This window comes from Alterirhizorhabdus solaris (genome assembly GCF_007785815.1).
Lineage (GTDB): Bacteria > Pseudomonadota > Alphaproteobacteria > Sphingomonadales > Sphingomonadaceae > Alterirhizorhabdus > Alterirhizorhabdus solaris.
In genome coordinates, this window is the sequence record NZ_VNIM01000039.1 from 1 (window position 1) to 14805 (window position 14805).

Sequence of the window (14805 nt, forward strand, 5' to 3'; positions counted from 1 at the left end):
GACATGCTCGATCGGGGCCTTTCCGTGGCGTTTCGGGGTGGGTGAACGAGGGCGCGTGGCGCCCGGCCCGTCGGCGCGGCTTTTGACAGCGGTGCTCCGCTATGGCAAGGCGCGCCGCGTTCGTGGCGGCAGTGTTGCCGGCCGCGTTTATCCCTTTTGATCCGGAGACCTGTCGCGTGGTGAAACCTGAATGGGGCACCAAGCGGACCTGCCCGAAGTGCGGCACCCGCTTCTATGATCTGGGCAAGGACAATCCCGTCAGCTGCATCGAATGCGATGCCGCCTGGGAACCCGATCCCGTCCTCAAGTCCAAGCAGCCGATGCCTTACGACGCCCCCAAGAAGGAGGTGGAGAAGGAGAAGGACGATTCCGACCTGTCCGAGGATGAGGATCCCGACGACGAGGAGCCGAGCCCCGACGACGACGTCGACCTGGGCGGCGACGACGACATCGGTGTCGTCACCGGCGGCGACGACGACGAGCACTAAAAAACGTAAAAACCGAAAAGAGGGATTGCCGGGGAGAAAAGCCTGATCTAAAGGGCGCCCTCCCCGGTCGTTCCAGCCGATCGGGAAACAGGGTTCGGGGCCGTAGCTCAGCTGGGAGAGCGTCGCGATGGCATTGCGAAGGTCTGGGGTTCGATCCCCCACGGCTCCACCAACCCCCCGGTAGCGAATATCGGATGAATGAGGCGCCCCGACGGGCGCCTTTTTCATGTCCGGCGCATGGGACCGTGAGGCGGGCGTGTCAGGATCGGGTCGGTACGGGGCCGATCGCCTCGACCCAGATCAGATCGGTGCCATAGCGCCGGCCCGATACCTCCACGTCCTGATCGAGCAGGTGGAGCGGGATCTGCTCCATCTCCAGCCAGATCTCGGTGCCGCCGCGATCGCGCAGCGCGAAGCAATTGTCCTTGTCGACGAAACGGCCCACGACGCGGCACGGCCGGACGCGGGCGGCGGGAAGCAGGTGCGGAACGGCGCTGTCGGCCATGGAACATCTCCCTGTCTGTCGTTGGGGCGTCCTCTCCGGCCGTTAACCTACGCCTTTGGCAGGAACACGCAACCACCCGGGGTTTCCGGGTCGCCCGCGCCGTCCGGGCCTGCTAGGCTCGCGCCATTGGCACCTCCGGGCGAGGCGGATCGAAAGGCGAAGATGAGAAGCGGTGCGGGAAAGCGGGCGCCCCGGCTGGTCGCCATCGTCGCCGTGCTGGTGATCGTGGCGGCACTCGCCACCGAACTGTTCGTGATGCGTGCCACGCTGGCCGATACGCGGCAGGAAGCGGCGGCGCTTCGGGAATGGCAGGCGGCCATCCTCGCCCAGATCAAGCGCGGCGAACGATCGACCGGCGGGGCGGGCAAGGGTTCCCGGCTCGATCCGGCGGAAGCGCCCGAGGCGCTGGCCGAACTGATCTCGCAACGCGATACCGCCATCGAGGTGATGCGGCTTTCATCCAGTGCGGGCCGCACTGCGGGGCAGGGGACGTCGCGCCCGGCTGGTATCGGCCCCAATAGTATCGGCCGCCTGCGCGGGCGCGAGTCCAGCGGCATCGCCGGGCAGGACGTCTCCGCGATCGAGGATGACAGCAAGGCGGCGTGGGGCGGGTGGCAATGAGCGGCCGCGTCCGGATCGCCTGCCTGCTGCCGGTGACGTTGTCGCTCGCCGGCTGCACCACCACGCCGCCGCCGGTCGCCGCCCCGGTTGCGGTACCCGCCAGCGTGCCGGCTGCGCCTCCGGCCGCGAGGCCGTCGGCGATACCGCATGTCGAGGTGCGTCGCTGCCCGACTGTCGCCGATATCGCCAGGTTACGGGAGTCACGACCCAAGCCGCTGCGCGACCAGAAGATGCCAGCGACCTCTTCCGAGCGGGTCGCCCGGACGGCGGCGCAACTGGGGCAGTATGAGGCGCAGGGGCAATGGGCCGATCAGGTCGAGCGGGCCTTCCGCAAGTGCGAGGACCGCTGAGAGGCCTGCTCAGGCGTCGGCGACTGCCGGGCGGGTGCGCTTGCGGACGGACAGCGCGGCTTCCTCGATCGCGGTTTCATCCAGCGTGTCGCCGGTCTTGAGGTTGGTCATCGAGGTCCGCAGCTTGGGCACCCGCTCCTGAATGAAGCCGTGGGCGAGGTGGACGGCGTCCTCGAAACTGTCGCGCACATGGACGGCCGCGCCCACCGGGCCTTTGCGCTTGATTTGAAATGCCATGATAATCTCCCTGTGCGCCGCCCTATGCGCGGTGCGCCTGTCCGCGACAAGCGCGCCGTCCGCCGCGTAGTTCCGCCGGCGGGGTGCGAGCAGCTACTCCGCCAGCCGCCCTTGTCGGCGAAGGCGACAGGGAAGGGCGGCGATGGCGATCGTTCCACGCGACCTGCCGGTCGCCGCCGGTTTCGTAGCCCGTGCGCGAGACGACGTGTACCCGGGGGAGCGGGATTTGCATGACACCGGCCGATACGCCCACCCCGTCCGGATCAATCCGGACCGATCGCGCATTGGTCAGGCCGATACCCCGATCCCCCGAAAAGACATCCACGGAGTGACGCGCATGACCGGACCGACGCTGTTCGAACCTTTCGACGTGGGCGGCCTCGCGCTCGCCAACCGCATCGTGATCGCGCCGATGTGCCAGTATTCGGCGGTGGACGGCTGCATGACCGACTGGCACCTGATCCACCTCGGCCAGCTTTCCCACTCCGGCGCGGCGCTGCTGACGATCGAGGCCACCGCCGTCACGCCCGAGGGCCGGATCACCTTCAGCGACGTCGGCCTGTGGGACGATGCCTGCGAGGCGGCGATGGGGCGGACGATCGAGGGCGTGCGGCGCTGGTCGCCGATGCCGATCGCGATCCAGTTGGCCCACGCCGGGCGCAAGGCCTCCACCGATCTGCCGTGGCTTGGCGGCGCGCAGATCGCCCTCGATGCGGAGAACGGCTGGCAGACCGAGGCGCCGTCGCCACTGGCCTTCGGCAAGGACGACGCGCCGCCGGTCGCGCTGGACGCTTCAGGGCTGGCGCGCATCCGCGACGCCTTCGTGGCGGCGACGGTGCGCGCGGCGCGGCTAGGGATCGATGCGGTGCAACTGCACGGCGCGCACGGCTATCTGCTCCATGAGTTCCTCTCGCCGCTCTCCAACCGGCGCGAGGACGATTATGGCGGCAGCCTGGAGAACCGGATGCGCTTCCCGCTGGAGGTGTTCGATGCGGTGCGCGCCGCCTTCCCTGCGGACCGGCCGGTCACGATGCGCGTTTCCGGCACGGACTGGGTGGAGGGGGGCTGGGATACCGCCCAGACGATCGCCTTCGCCGAGGCACTGGCCGCGCGCGGCTGTGCCGCCATCCACGTTTCCAGCGGCGGGCTGGATCCGGCCCAGCAGATCCCGACCGGGCCGAACTATCAGGTGCCGCTGGCGCGCGCGGTGAAACAGGCGGTGGATATCCCGGTGATCGCCGTCGGCCTCATCACCGATTTCGAGCAGGCCGAGGCGATCGTCGGCACCGGCGACGCCGACCTGATCGCGCTGGCCCGCACCATCCTCTACGATCCGCGCTGGCCGTGGCATGCCGCCGCGCACCTGGGCGCCACCGTCCACGCCCCGCCGCAGTATCTGCGCTGCCAGCCGCGCCGCTACCGCGACCTCTTCGAGAGCTGAGCTATTTCGCGTCGGGGCGGGCGTAGGGCACGAACGGGCCAAGCCCCACGAAGCCGGAGTGGAAGCGGCTGGTCTGGTCGATCAGCCGCACCACGTCGATACTGCAAAGCTGCGGCAGCGAGGTGCTGATGACGAGGATGTCGCCGCGGTCGAGCGACTCCACGCCGGATTGCGGCCGGTTCACGTACAGCGTGCCGCCGACGCGATAGACGATCGCGGTCCGGTCGACGATCTCGCTGGACTGGATCCGGTTGGTCGTCAGGCAATCCACCGGCGGGCCGGGGACGCGGCCCGCCAGCATTTTGGCGAGGCTTGCCTCACCCTTGGCGTTGTCGCGCGCGGGGGCTGCGGCGGCCGGCATCGCGGCGGCGGCCAGCAACAGGCCGAGGATCAGGGATCGGGAGATGGGCATCGCGGGCCTCCGGTGATTATCCGGGCGATCCTGCCCGATCACCGCTGAACGCGCGCTGAGCGGCCCTGGCCCCGTCCCGCGTGAAGCATGGCTAGGCGCGCATGATAGATTTACTCGCTTTGCGAAAATCATGGATCGGCTATCTCTACTCATACGATAGGCAATGAAGGCGGGCAGCCGTCTCAGGGGGAATGATCCGATGGTTTCGATGCAGCCGAGCGCCCGCTGGCGACAGGCCCTGTTTGCCGCACTGGCCGGCTCCACCATGCTGATCGCGCCCGCCGCCTTCGCCGCCCCCGCCGACGATGCCGCCCCCGCCGCCGATGGCGCGGCGGAAACAGGCGGCGAAATCCTCGTCACGGCGCGCCGCCGGCAGGAGGCGGTGCAGGACGTGCCGCTGGCGATCTCGGTGGTGGATGCCAAGGCGATCGAGGCGACCGGCAGCTTCAACGTGGCCAAGCTCACCCAGCTTCAACCCAGCCTGCAATTCTACTCGACCAATCCGCGCAATTCCGCCGCCAACATCCGTGGTCTGGGCGCGCCGTTCGGGCTGACCAACGACGGGATCGAGCAGGGCGTCGGGATCTACATCGACCAGGTGTATTACAGCCGCATCGCCTCGGCGACGTTCGACTTCGTCGATGTCGAGCGGGTCGAGGTGCTGCGCGGCCCGCAGGGGACGCTCTATGGCAAGAACACCACCGCCGGCGCGATCAACATCACCACCCGCGCGCCCAGCTTCACGCCGGAAGGCCGCGCGGAGGTGTCGATCGGCAACCTGGGGCTGGTACAGGTCAAGGGCTCCGTCTCCGGCCCGCTGATCGGCGACAAGGTGGCGATCCGCCTCGCCGGCTCCACCACCACGCGCAACGGCACGATCTATAACGTGACGACCGACAAGCATGTGAACGCGCAGGACAATCTGGGCGTGCGCGGGCAGCTGCTGTGGAAGGCGACCGACACGCTCGACCTTACCTTCGCCGGCGACTACAACCGCCAGAACCCCGATTGCTGCGCGCAGATCTATGTGCGGACGGGCGCCACCCAGCGCCCGCTCAACCGCCAGTTCGCCGCCCTTGCCGCCGCATTCAACTACGCTCCGCCCAGCACCGATGCATTCGATCGCGTAACCGACCTCGATACGCCGCTGAAGGCCAAGCAGGAGATCGGCGGCGCCTCGCTGCGCGCCGAGCTGGAACTGGGCAACGGCTCGCTCACCTCGGTCACCGCCTGGCGGTTCTGGAACTGGGATCCGTCGAACGACCGCGATTTCACCGGCCTGCCGATCACCACCGTTTCGGCCAACCCGTCGCGGCAGCGGCAGTGGACGCAGGAATTCCGCTATGCCGGCACCAGCGGCAAGCTGGACTATGTCGCAGGCCTCTTCGGCTTCCACCAGAAGCTGCACACGTCGGGCCTGCAGGTGCAGGGGCCGGCGGCGAGCCGCTTCCTGCTCAACCCCGGCAACGTGCCCGCCGGATCGCGCGGCTGCGCCACGGCGACGACCGCCGCCTGCAATCCTGTGGTGCTGAACGGGCTGACCTCGGTCAACGACATCGATTTCAAGAACACCAGCGTCGCCGCCTTCGGCCAGCTGACGTGGCATATCACCGATCGCCTGCGGCTACAGCCGGGCCTGCGGGTCAACTACGACAAGAAGACCGGCGCCTACACCGCCATCGTCACCACCGGCACGGGCAGCACCACGCTGAACGCCGACCAGCGCGGCGTGCTCGCGCCGCAAAGCTACAGCCCGAAATTCAGCGACTGGAACGTCTCGGGCGACTTCACCGCCTCCTACGACGTCGCGCGCGACGTGCTAGCCTATGCCACCTATGCGCGCAGCTTCAAATCGGGCGGCATCAACCTTTCCGGCCTGCCGCTGGATGCGAACAACAACCCGATCCTGAGCGCCGGTTCGGTGAAGCCGGAGAAGGTGAATCATTACGAGGTGGGCCTGAAGACCCAGTTCCTCGATCGCCGCGCCACGCTGAACCTGTCCGGCTTCTGGACCGAGATCAACGACTATCAGGCGACCGTGACGAACGGCCAGCTCGGCGTGCTGCGCGGCTACCTCGCCAATGCGCAGAAGGTGCGCGTGCGCGGCTTCGAGGCGGATTTCTCGGTGCGGCCGGTGCAGGGCCTCAACCTGTATGCCAGCGGCGCCTTCACCGATCACGAATATGTGAAGTTCACCGATGCGCCGTGCCCGCCCGAGCTTTCCGGCGGGTCGACCGGCGCGGTGGCAAGCGCACCCGGCACGCCGGGCGGGGTCAGCCCGGCCAACTGCAACATCTCGGGCCAGTGGCTGCCGGGCATCTCGAAATGGTCGGCCTCGTTCGGTGGTGAATATGCCGTGCCGGTCCGCCTGATCGGCGACGACGCGCAGACCTATCTGGGCGTGGATGGCAGCTACCGCTCCAAATTTTCGTCCAACCCGTCGCGGTCGGCCTATACCGATATCGCCGGCTATGCGCTGTTCAACGTGCGTGCCGGCTTCCGTACGGAGAACAAGTGGGATCTGTTCGGCTGGGTCCGCAACGTGTTCGACAAGAACTACTACGAGGTGCTGGCGCTGCAATCGGGCAACACCGGCCTGATCGTCGGCCAGCCGGCCGACCCGCGCACCTATGGCGCGACGCTGCGGCTGACCTTCTGAGGAACGGCTAGGCCGCGCCGCCCGCCGTCACCTGCTCGGCGACATGCCCGCGCCAGAGGGCGGCGAGCAGGTCGGTCTGGGTGATGAGGCCGAGCAGGCGGCCGTCGCCGTCCGCCACGATCGCCTCGTGGTAGCGGCCGCCCGACAGGACCGGCAGCAGCTGGTCGATCGGCGTATCGGGGGAGGCGAGGCAGGGCGATCCGTCCATCACCTCGCCGACCGTGCGCCCCGCCCCGGCGAGCAGGTGCGCGTGGCGGACGAGACCGGCGACGCGCCCGTCGGCGTCCACCACCGGCATCGCCGCGAGGCGGTGCGCCAGCAGCCGGTCGCGCGCCTCGCCCACGCCCTGCGCGGTGCCGGCCGTGATGACATCGCGCGACATGATCCGGTCGCATCGGATCACGCCGTGCAGCCGGCGGTAGGCCTGCGTCTGCACCTGCCGGAAGAGCGCGTCGAGATCGTCGCGACTCACGTCGAGCAGTTCGTCGTAGCGGGCGAGCACCGCATCGAGATCGGCGCGCGTATAGCCCACCCGGTCCTGCGCCGGCGCGTCCGCGGTGCGGTGGAGATTGACCGACACGGCGGCCACGCGGTGCGGGTAGCCATGGCGCGTGGCGTTGTTGAACAGCCAGCCGATCGCCAGCAGCACCACCGAGTTGAGCGCCACCGGCGCCAGCGCGAAGCTCCACCCTGCCGCTGCGATCGCCGGGCCGCCGATCACCGCCGTCAGCGCCACCGCCCCGCCGGGCGGGTGCAGGCAGCGCGCCATGCTCATCACCGCGATGGCCAGCGCCACCGCCGCGCCGGCGGCGAATACCGGATCGGGAATGGCCAGCGCGCAGGCGATGCCCGCCAGTGCCGACAGCGTATTCCCGCCGACGATCGACCACGGCTGGGCGAGCGGGCTGGCCGGCACCGCGAACAGCAGCACCGCCGAGGCGCCCATCGGCGCGATCAGGAACGGCAGCGCCCCGGGCCCCAGCGTCAGCCGGCAGAGCAGCCCGGTCAGCACGATGCCGCACAGCGCCCCCACGCACGCGCGCGGCCAGCCGAGACGGCCGGCCGGGGCCAGCCGGCGAAGCGCTTCGAGGGGTCGGATCATGCGGCCTCGCATCGTCGACGGAAAACGGGCGGCCGGGCTACACCAGCCCGCCGCCGCTGCCCAGCATCCGGGGCGATCGATGCGGCGGCGCGGCAACAGTCGGCCGGCAAAGCGCCGGTCCGGCCGTGCCCTGCGGTTGCTTGCGTTGCAATTGCGTGCCCCGCCGCCTAGCACCGGCCGCCTGATCGGGCTTCGCCCGGCTTTGCGTGAGGTTCTGACATGGCGCTCGGTTTGGTTCGCTCGTCGCACAGGCACGGCCCGGTCGGAGATCAGGAATTGCTGCGACGCGGCCGCGAGGTCGTCGATCTGGAGGCGGCCGCGCTCGCCCAGCTCGGCGCGTCGCTGGACGACACGTTCGTGCAGGCGGTGTCGCTGTTGCTGGAGGCGACGGGCCGCATCGTCGTGACCGGCATGGGCAAGTCCGGCCATATCGCGCGCAAGGTCGCCGCCACGCTCGCCTCCACCCGCTCGCCCGCCATCTTCGTCCATCCGGCCGAGGCGTCGCATGGCGACCTGGGGATGCTGGTGCCGGGCGACGTGCTGCTCGCCTTCACCAACTCGGGCGGCACGCCGGAATTGCGCTCGATCGTGGCACACGCGCAGGCGCTGGCGGTGCCGGTGATCGGCATCACCTCCCGCCGCGACGCGCCGGTGCTGCGCCATGCCGACGTGACGCTGGTGCTGCCGCCCGCGCGCGAGGCGTGCCCGGCCAATATCGCGCCCACCACCTCCACCGTGCTGATGCTGGCGCTGGGCGATGCGCTCGCGATGGCGACGATGCACGCGCGCGGCACCTCGCGCGAGGGATTGCAGGCGCTGCATCCGGGCGGGTCGATCGGCCAGCGGCTCACCCGCGTGTCGGCGATCATGCATCTGGGCGAGACGCTGCCGCTGGTGCAGCAGGCCATGCCCATGCGCGAGGTGATCGTGCGGATGACCTCGATGAGCTTCGGCGTGGCGGGCGTCGTCGATGCGGACGGGCGGCTGGTAGGCGTCATCACCGATGGCGACCTGCGCCGCCACATCGACGAACTGATGGACGCCACCGCCGTGGAGGTGATGACGCGCGACCCGGTGACGGTGACCGCCGACACCTTCGCCGAGGATTGCGTGGCGCTGATGGAGCAGTGCCGCATCACCTCCCTGTTCGTGACCGACGTGGCCGCGCCGGGCCGGCCGGTCGGCCTCGTCCACGTCCACGACTTCCTCCGCCTCGGCACCGTTTGAGGGTTACGCATGACCGCCACCGCTATTGTCATCCCGGCGCGCTATGCCTCCACCCGCTACCCGGCCAAGCCGCTGGCGCTGCTGCGCGGCGCGGGTGGCGAGGCGAAATCGCTGATCCGCCGCAGCTGGGAGGCGGCGATGGCCGTGCCCGGCGTCGATCATGTCGTGGTGGCGACCGACGATGACCGCATCCGCGAGGCTGCCGAGGCGTTCGGCGCGCGCGTGGTGATGACGCCCGAGACCTGCGCCAACGGCACCGAGCGTTGCGCCGCCGCGCTGGCCGGGCTGCCGGATGCCGTGGACATCGTGGTGAACCTGCAGGGCGATGCCCCGCTGACCCCGGCGGCGATGGTGACCGGCCTGATCGAGCGGTTGCGCGGCGGGGAGGGGGCAGGGGTCGCCACCCCGGCGCTGCGCTGCGCGCCTGAGCTTTACCGCCGGCTGGTGGCGGATCAGAAGGCCGGGCGCGTCGGCGGCACCACCGTGGTGCTGAACCGCGCGGGCGAGGCGTTGTATTTCTCCAAGCGCGTGATCCCCTATGTGCCGGAGGACCGGATGGATGAACCGGGCCTGCCGGTGTTCCTCCACGTCGGCGTCTATGGCTACACGCGCGCCGCGCTGACGGCCTATCCCACGCTGGCGCTCTCGCCGCTGGAGACGCTGGAGGGGCTGGAGCAGCTCCGCTTTCTCGACGCCGGCCTGCCCGTGGCCGTGGTGGAGGCCGAAGCCGCCGACCTGTGGGAGCTGAACAACCCGGCCGACGTGCCGGTGATCGAGGCGATGCTCGCCGCGCGCGGGATCGCGTAGGGGGCGGGGCGGGGCGTACCGTAAACGTCACCCCGGACTTGTTCCAGGGTCCACGTTCCTGCGATCGATGACCTTCAATTTCTCGATGCGGCGTTTGCGGCGGGGGTGGACCCCGGAACGGGGCCGGGGTGACGTGGTGGGTTTGAGTGCCTGCCACCCGTCGGATGTGCGCCGGCCGCCCGTCAGCCAGCCCTGCCCGCCCGTCAGCCGATGATCGCCTTCGTCTCCAGATATTCCTCGAAGCCGTGGACGCCATATTCACGGCCGTTGCCCGATTGCTTGTAGCCGCCGAACGGTGCGTGGCCGTTCCATGCCGGATAGTTGATGAGCACCTGCCCCGCGCGGATGCGGCCCGCCACCCGTCGCGCGCGCACCGGATCGGCCGACTGGAGGTGCGACCCCAGGCCATAGACGGTGTCGTTGGCGATCGCGATCGCCTCCTCCTCGTCGGCATAGGGGATGATGCACAGCACCGGGCCGAAGATTTCCTCGCGCGCGATCCGCATGTCGGGGGTCACTTCCGAGAATACCGTCGGCCGCACGAACAGCCCGGCCTCCTGCCCCTCGGGCAGGCCCGGCCCGCCTGCGATCAGTTTCGCGCCCCCGGCGATCCCGGCCTCGATCATCGCCTGCACGCGGTCGAACTGGGGCAGGTTGGCGATCGGCCCCATCACGGTGGCCTCGTCCAGCGGATCGCCCACCACGATGGCGTTCGCCGCCTCGGCCGCCAGCGTCTCCACCTCCGCCAGCCGCGACGCCGGCACCAGCATCCGCGTCGGCGCGCTGCACGACTGGCCGACGTTGCGCATCCCCGCCAGCACGCCCTTGGCGACGCCGGTGGCGAAATCGGCATCGTCGAGGAACAGGTTGGGGGACTTGCCCCCCAGTTCCTGCACCACGCGCTTGACGGTCACCGCCGCCGCCTGCGCCACCAGCACGCCGGCGCGGGTCGAGCCGGTGATCGAGATCATGTCGACATCGGGATGGGCGGACAGCGCTGCGCCCACCACCTCCCCCGTGCCGCCGACGAGGTTGAACACGCCCGCCGGCACCCCCGCATCGTGCATCACCTGCGCGAACAGCAGCGCGCTGAATGGCGAAAGCTCGCTCGGCTTCAGCACCACGGTGCAGCCGGCGGCGATGGCGGGGGCCACCTTGGCGGTGATCTGGTAGAGCGGCCAGTTCCACGGGGTAATCAGCGCGCAGACGCCGATCGGTTCCTTGGTCACCGCCAGCGCATCGGCCTGCGACACCCATTCGTAGCGTTCCAGCACCTCGCGCTGCACCCGCACATGGGCGATGGCGAACGGCACCTGCGATGTGCGGGCAAAGCCGATCGCGGTGCCCATCTCCATCGTCATCGCCTGCGCGAAATCTTCGGCGCGCGCCTCCAGCAGCGCCTCGATGCGGCCGAGCAGCGCCAGCCGTTCCGCCACGCCAGACTGCGAGAAGGCGGGAAACGCCCGTTTCGCCGCCGCCACTGCACGATCGACATCCGCTGCGGTGCCCGAGGCGACCCGGCCGATCTCGGCCCCTGTCGCCGGGTTCACCACCGGGATCAGGGTGGCGGCGGCATCGGTCCATGCGCCGTCGATATAGAGCCGGGTCTGGTTGGCGACGGGCATCGGTGGGGTTCCTCGGGCGTGGCGTTCACCGCTTTGTCTGGCGGGTGCGGCGCCTGATAAGGTGCCGTTTTCAGCGCCGGGCGAGGCGATCGTGCCGTTTGCGGGGGCTGGTGCCGGAACGAACTGTCAGACGCACAGCAGCCGGTCGTCGCCCAGCGCCTGCAACACGCTCACCATGCCGCCGAAGGTGATGCGGGCATCCAGCGTGCGCGCGTCCGTGTTCGTCAGCGCCATGCCGGACTGGCAGGCGATGATCGTGACGCCGAGGCCGAGTGCCTCCTCGAACAGCAAGTCCAGCGTCGGCAGGCCGGCGTCCTCGTGCGCGTCGTCCTCGATGCCCTGCACCGGCGGGCGCAGCAGTGCCACCGCCTCGCCCTGGCAGAAGAGGCGCGCCCGCCCGCCCAGCGCCGCCTGTGCCGCCGCCAGCGACAGCGCGCAGCGGAACCGCTCGGATGAAAGATCAGCGGCGATGATCGTCAGGCCCTTCATGCCGTGGCGCACCGGCACCCCGGGTCCTTGGGGAGCTTCACCGTGCGGAATCGCAACGAGAGCGCGTCGATCAGCAGCAGCTTGCCGGCGCTGTCCTCCCCGAACGGCACGATCGCACGCAACGCCTCCAGCGCGGCGAGGCTGCCGACCACGCCGGTAAGCGCGCCGAGCACGCCCTGATCGGCGCACGTCGCCTCCGCCCGGTCGGGGTCGTCGCCGACGAAGCAGCGATAGCAGGGGCGCCCGGCCTCCCACCCGCGGTACACTGCCAACTGCCCCTCGAACGGCCCGACCGCCGCCGAGACGAGCGGAATGCGCAAGGCCAGCGCGGCATCGGCGACGGCGAGGCGGGTCGCGAAATTGTCGCAGCCGTCGACGATCGCGTCATGCCCCGCCAGCAGCCCGGCGACATTCGTGGCGTCCAGCCGCAGCGCATGGGTCGTGACGGTCACGTCCGGCGTGATCCGCGCCACGGCGGCGGCGGCGGCCTCCACCTTGGGGGCGCCGATGTCGGCGGTGGCATAGATCGTCTGGCGCTGGAGGTTGGAGAGCGCGACAATATCGTCGTCGAACAGGGAAAGACGACCGACACCGGCAGCGGCGAGATACTGGATCAGCGGCGAGCCGATGCCGCCCGCGCCCACCACCGCGACCGAGGCGCCCAGCAACCGCCGCTGCCCCGCGCCGCCGATCTCGCGCAGCACGATGTGGCGGGCGTAGCGGTCGAGCTGGTCGTCGGTGAGCATCGCGGGCGCCTAGCGGTGCCCGGTCGAACCGAACCCGCCCGTGCCGCGCGCCGTGGTGGCACTGAACGTCTCGACCAGCGAGAACTCGGGCCGCGCGATCGGCACGAACACGAGCTGGGCGATGCGGTCGCCCGGCTCGATCGTCAGCGGCTCGCTGCCGGGCGGGGTGCGCAGCCACGCGCTGATGAAGATCTGGTCGGCGTAATCGGCATCGATCGTGCCCACCGCCTGCCCCAGAACCAGCCCCTTCTTGTGGCCCATGCCGGAGCGGGCGAGCAGGAAGGCGGCGAGGTGGGGATCGTTCATCAGCACCGCGATGCCGGAGGGGATCAGCACCGCTGGTGCCTGCGGCTGCAACGTCAGCGGCGCGTCGATGCAGGCGTGCAGGTCGATCCCGGCAGACATCGCCGTCTGGTAGCGTGGCAGCCCCCATTCATGGAGGCGCTGATCGAGCACGCGCAGTTCGATTGTCGGCCGCAGCCCGGCAGGAGCGTCAGCCAACGACCATGTCCTTACCGTAGATTACTTGCGCGCCTTGCGGGCGGCATACTTGGCATCGCGCGCGGCCTTCTGCTCGGCGAGCAGCTCGATCTGGCGGGCGATATTATCGCTCTCCTCGCGCGCCTTGGCTTCCTCCGCCTCGCGGGCGGCGGCTTCCTTGGCGGCGATCGCTGCCAGCTTTTCCTGCTCGGCGGCTTCCTTGGCGGCGGTGCGGGCAGCGCGGCGCTCCGCCTCGCGCGCAGCCTTCGCCTCCTCGGCGACGCGGCGTGCGGCAAGCGTCGCCTCGTCCAGCACGGGCTTGGCCTTGAACTTTTCGAGCGCGGCCTGCTTCGCCTTGGCGGCGGCGGCGGCACGATCGTTGAAACTGGGATCCTTGAAACCTGCCATGATACCTGTGAGTCGTCCTTGTCGTTCGGGCCCGCCTACGAAATAGATCGGGCCTGTGGCAACCCTTTCAAGCCCCCCAAGCGGAACGATCGGCGGGTTCGCACGCTCTGCGCGGGGTCAATCGGGGCAGCCGTTGCCTCGTTACCACGCATGAAGGCGCGACTCGATGGCGGACAGGAAGCTGGAGAAGGTCTCGATCGTGCCGGACGAGGACAGGCATGGCTTTCGCCTCGCGGTGTCGTGGATGACGGGCGGCAACGGACGCGAGGCGGAAATGCTGCCCGACCTGTTCCCGACCGAGGCCGAGGCCGCCGAAAGCGCGCGGGCGACCTACGGCGTCGACCCCGTACCCGGCGCCTCACCGATCGACCGTCACCCCTGAGCGGGTTGTGCGGCGGGGAGCGCGGCACGCAGCGCAGCGCCGAACCGCGTCGCCCAAAGCCTCGGGCCACCGGGGGCGGCAAGGTGATCCTGGCGGAACTCCACCTCGACATAGGGCAGGCCGGCCGTCCACGCATGGCGGGGGACGGAATGGTCCGTTTCGTCCATCCGATAGGGCTCGTTGTCTCCGGTGACGAAGTCGGTCTGCGCGGCGAGATGCGCCAGCACCGCGACCGCGAAGCGGGCGTCGCCGCGATCGTATAGGATGCCGATATCCCATGGTCGCGCCGCGCCGGCCATCACCGGCGTGAAACTGTGCAGCGCGACGAGGACGGTCGGCCGGCCCGCGGCCGTCCGTCGCGAGATCTCCGCAGCGATCGCCGCATGGTACGGGGCGTGGATGGCTGCCACGCGCGTCGCCCGCGCCGCTGCATCAAGTGCGTGGTTGCCGGGGATGTCGGCGCCGTCGGATCGCGCCGGGATCGCATCGTCGGCGGTCGGGTCCCGGTTGCAGTCGATCACCAGCCGCGAATAGATCTGGTGGATGAAACAGGCGTCCAGATCGCCCGCCAACAAGGTGCCGGTTTCCTGCACGCCGATGTCGCAGGCGATATGGCGGGCCAGATCGGCATCTGATACGCCTAGCGAATCGAGCGACTTGGGGATCTTCAAACCCGCATGATCGCCGATCAGAAGGAACGGCGAGGATGCTGCTGGGTTGAGTATCGCGACTGGCGCCGGATCATCCGTCGCCAGCAGGCCGGGTCCGTTCGCGGGATCGGCCTGTCGCCCGGGATACTCTGGGGAAGCCATGTGCGGAGATCCTG

The 14805-nt window shown here is 69.7% G+C and carries 18 protein-coding genes and 1 tRNA gene; 9 read left to right on the plus strand and 10 right to left on the minus strand.

The window, feature by feature from the left end; genetic code table 11:
• Positions 1-176: 176 nt before the first annotated feature.
• Positions 177-488, plus strand: a complete 312-nt coding sequence (locus FOY91_RS10790) for a TIGR02300 family protein (protein ID WP_145151463.1) — start codon at positions 177-179, stop codon at positions 486-488.
• A gap of 96 nt (positions 489-584) precedes the next feature.
• Positions 585-660, plus strand: a tRNA-Ala gene (locus FOY91_RS10795).
• A gap of 87 nt (positions 661-747) precedes the next feature.
• On the opposite strand, the gene FOY91_RS10800 is transcribed toward FOY91_RS10795, so the two are convergent.
• Complete coding sequence (locus FOY91_RS10800) at positions 748-993, minus strand: DUF5818 domain-containing protein (protein ID WP_145151350.1); 246 nt, start codon at positions 991-993, stop codon at positions 748-750.
• 162 nt (positions 994-1155) lie between these two features.
• Between FOY91_RS10800 and FOY91_RS10805 the strand changes: the two genes are divergently transcribed.
• Together FOY91_RS10805 and FOY91_RS10810 are read left to right on the plus strand one after the other, a co-directional pair.
• Positions 1156-1614: a hypothetical protein gene (locus FOY91_RS10805; RefSeq protein WP_145151353.1), complete on the plus strand. Its 459-nt coding sequence runs from the start codon at positions 1156-1158 to the stop codon at positions 1612-1614.
• Positions 1611-1964, plus strand: a complete 354-nt coding sequence (locus FOY91_RS10810) for a hypothetical protein (RefSeq protein WP_145151356.1) — start codon at positions 1611-1613, stop codon at positions 1962-1964. Before FOY91_RS10805 ends, FOY91_RS10810 begins: the two co-directional genes overlap by 4 nt.
• Before the next feature lie 9 nt (positions 1965-1973).
• Here the strand turns inward: FOY91_RS10810 and FOY91_RS10815 are convergent, their stop codons facing one another.
• The gene (locus FOY91_RS10815) at positions 1974-2201 is read right to left on the minus strand and encodes a hypothetical protein (RefSeq protein ID WP_145151359.1); all 228 of its coding nucleotides are present in this window, start codon (positions 2199-2201) and stop codon (positions 1974-1976) included.
• A 337-nt stretch (positions 2202-2538) separates the two neighbouring features.
• Between FOY91_RS10815 and FOY91_RS10820 the strand changes: the two genes are divergently transcribed.
• Positions 2539-3642 carry an NADH:flavin oxidoreductase/NADH oxidase gene (locus tag FOY91_RS10820; RefSeq protein WP_145151361.1) on the plus strand — a complete coding sequence of 368 codons (1104 nt, stop codon included), beginning with the start codon at positions 2539-2541 and terminating at the stop codon, positions 3640-3642.
• 1 nt (position 3643) lies between these two features.
• Here FOY91_RS10820 and FOY91_RS10825 read toward each other — a convergent pair whose 3' ends face one another.
• Entirely contained in the window at positions 3644-4054 is a 411-nt protein-coding gene (locus FOY91_RS10825; RefSeq protein ID WP_203234546.1) for a hypothetical protein, read from the minus strand.
• 208 nt (positions 4055-4262) lie between these two features.
• Here FOY91_RS10825 and FOY91_RS10830 point away from each other — a divergent pair, with 208 nt between their 5' ends.
• Positions 4263-6713 (plus strand): TonB-dependent receptor, encoded by a 2451-nt coding sequence (locus FOY91_RS10830; protein WP_420822880.1) that lies wholly within the window; start codon positions 4263-4265, stop codon positions 6711-6713.
• Between the two features lie 7 nt (positions 6714-6720).
• Here FOY91_RS10830 and FOY91_RS10835 read toward each other — a convergent pair whose 3' ends face one another.
• Positions 6721-7815, minus strand: a complete 1095-nt coding sequence (locus tag FOY91_RS10835; RefSeq protein WP_238995532.1) for an HPP family protein — start codon at positions 7813-7815, stop codon at positions 6721-6723.
• A gap of 219 nt (positions 7816-8034) precedes the next feature.
• Here FOY91_RS10835 and FOY91_RS10840 point away from each other — a divergent pair, with 219 nt between their 5' ends.
• Both FOY91_RS10840 and FOY91_RS10845 read left to right on the plus strand, forming a co-directional pair.
• The gene (locus FOY91_RS10840; protein WP_145151367.1) at positions 8035-9042 is read left to right on the plus strand and encodes a KpsF/GutQ family sugar-phosphate isomerase; all 1008 of its coding nucleotides are present in this window, start codon (positions 8035-8037) and stop codon (positions 9040-9042) included.
• 9 nt (positions 9043-9051) lie between these two features.
• Positions 9052-9849, plus strand: coding sequence for a 3-deoxy-manno-octulosonate cytidylyltransferase family protein (locus tag FOY91_RS10845; RefSeq protein WP_145151369.1), 798 nt, complete (start codon positions 9052-9054; stop codon positions 9847-9849).
• 203 nt (positions 9850-10052) lie between these two features.
• Here FOY91_RS10845 and FOY91_RS10850 read toward each other — a convergent pair whose 3' ends face one another.
• From FOY91_RS10850 to FOY91_RS10870, 5 genes are all read right to left on the minus strand, one after another.
• Positions 10053-11474, minus strand: a complete 1422-nt coding sequence (locus FOY91_RS10850; protein WP_145151372.1) for an aldehyde dehydrogenase family protein — start codon at positions 11472-11474, stop codon at positions 10053-10055.
• Positions 11475-11600: 126 nt separating this feature from the next.
• Complete coding sequence (locus tag FOY91_RS10855) at positions 11601-11981, minus strand: peroxiredoxin (protein ID WP_338062077.1); 381 nt, start codon at positions 11979-11981, stop codon at positions 11601-11603.
• A complete protein-coding gene (locus tag FOY91_RS10860) occupies positions 11960-12709 on the minus strand; it encodes a HesA/MoeB/ThiF family protein (RefSeq protein WP_145151375.1) in 750 nt (249 codons plus the stop codon). The genes FOY91_RS10855 and FOY91_RS10860 overlap by 22 nt, the downstream gene beginning before the upstream one ends.
• A 9-nt stretch (positions 12710-12718) precedes the next feature.
• A complete protein-coding gene (dut, locus tag FOY91_RS10865) occupies positions 12719-13210 on the minus strand; it encodes a dUTP diphosphatase (RefSeq protein ID WP_338062078.1) in 492 nt (163 codons plus the stop codon).
• A 21-nt stretch (positions 13211-13231) separates the two neighbouring features.
• Positions 13232-13597: a DUF6481 family protein gene (locus tag FOY91_RS10870; protein WP_145151378.1), complete on the minus strand. Its 366-nt coding sequence runs from the start codon at positions 13595-13597 to the stop codon at positions 13232-13234.
• 166 nt (positions 13598-13763) lie between these two features.
• Here FOY91_RS10870 and FOY91_RS10875 point away from each other — a divergent pair, with 166 nt between their 5' ends.
• Complete coding sequence (locus tag FOY91_RS10875; RefSeq protein ID WP_145151381.1) at positions 13764-13979, plus strand: hypothetical protein; 216 nt, start codon at positions 13764-13766, stop codon at positions 13977-13979.
• On the opposite strand, the gene FOY91_RS10880 is transcribed toward FOY91_RS10875, so the two are convergent.
• Complete coding sequence (locus FOY91_RS10880; protein WP_145151384.1) at positions 13970-14791, minus strand: N-formylglutamate amidohydrolase; 822 nt, start codon at positions 14789-14791, stop codon at positions 13970-13972. The two genes, FOY91_RS10875 and FOY91_RS10880, sit on opposite strands and share 10 nt — an antisense overlap.
• Positions 14792-14805 lie beyond the last annotated feature (14 nt).

Bases quoted from the DNA above. Each gene is read 5' to 3' on its own strand.
- FOY91_RS10800 (WP_145151350.1), bottom strand. From the start codon at position 993: ATGGCCGACAGCGCCGTTCCGCACCTGCTTCCCGCCGCCCGCGTCCGG.
- FOY91_RS10805 (WP_145151353.1), top strand. From the start codon at position 1,156: ATGAGAAGCGGTGCGGGAAAGCGGGCGCCCCGGCTGGTCGCCATCGTC.
- FOY91_RS10810 (WP_145151356.1), top strand. From the start codon at position 1,611: ATGAGCGGCCGCGTCCGGATCGCCTGCCTGCTGCCGGTGACGTTGTCG.
- FOY91_RS10815 (WP_145151359.1), bottom strand. From the start codon at position 2,201: ATGGCATTTCAAATCAAGCGCAAAGGCCCGGTGGGCGCGGCCGTCCAT.
- FOY91_RS10820 (WP_145151361.1), top strand. From the start codon at position 2,539: ATGACCGGACCGACGCTGTTCGAACCTTTCGACGTGGGCGGCCTCGCG.
- FOY91_RS10825 (WP_203234546.1), bottom strand. From the start codon at position 4,054: ATGCCCATCTCCCGATCCCTGATCCTCGGCCTGTTGCTGGCCGCCGCC.
- FOY91_RS10830 (WP_420822880.1), top strand. From the start codon at position 4,263: ATGCAGCCGAGCGCCCGCTGGCGACAGGCCCTGTTTGCCGCACTGGCC.
- FOY91_RS10835 (WP_238995532.1), bottom strand. From the start codon at position 7,815: ATGATCCGACCCCTCGAAGCGCTTCGCCGGCTGGCCCCGGCCGGCCGT.
- FOY91_RS10840 (WP_145151367.1), top strand. From the start codon at position 8,035: ATGGCGCTCGGTTTGGTTCGCTCGTCGCACAGGCACGGCCCGGTCGGA.
- FOY91_RS10845 (WP_145151369.1), top strand. From the start codon at position 9,052: ATGACCGCCACCGCTATTGTCATCCCGGCGCGCTATGCCTCCACCCGC.
- FOY91_RS10850 (WP_145151372.1), bottom strand. From the start codon at position 11,474: ATGCCCGTCGCCAACCAGACCCGGCTCTATATCGACGGCGCATGGACC.
- FOY91_RS10860 (WP_145151375.1), bottom strand. From the start codon at position 12,709: ATGCTCACCGACGACCAGCTCGACCGCTACGCCCGCCACATCGTGCTG.
- FOY91_RS10870 (WP_145151378.1), bottom strand. From the start codon at position 13,597: ATGGCAGGTTTCAAGGATCCCAGTTTCAACGATCGTGCCGCCGCCGCC.
- FOY91_RS10875 (WP_145151381.1), top strand. From the start codon at position 13,764: ATGGCGGACAGGAAGCTGGAGAAGGTCTCGATCGTGCCGGACGAGGAC.
- FOY91_RS10880 (WP_145151384.1), bottom strand. From the start codon at position 14,791: ATGGCTTCCCCAGAGTATCCCGGGCGACAGGCCGATCCCGCGAACGGA.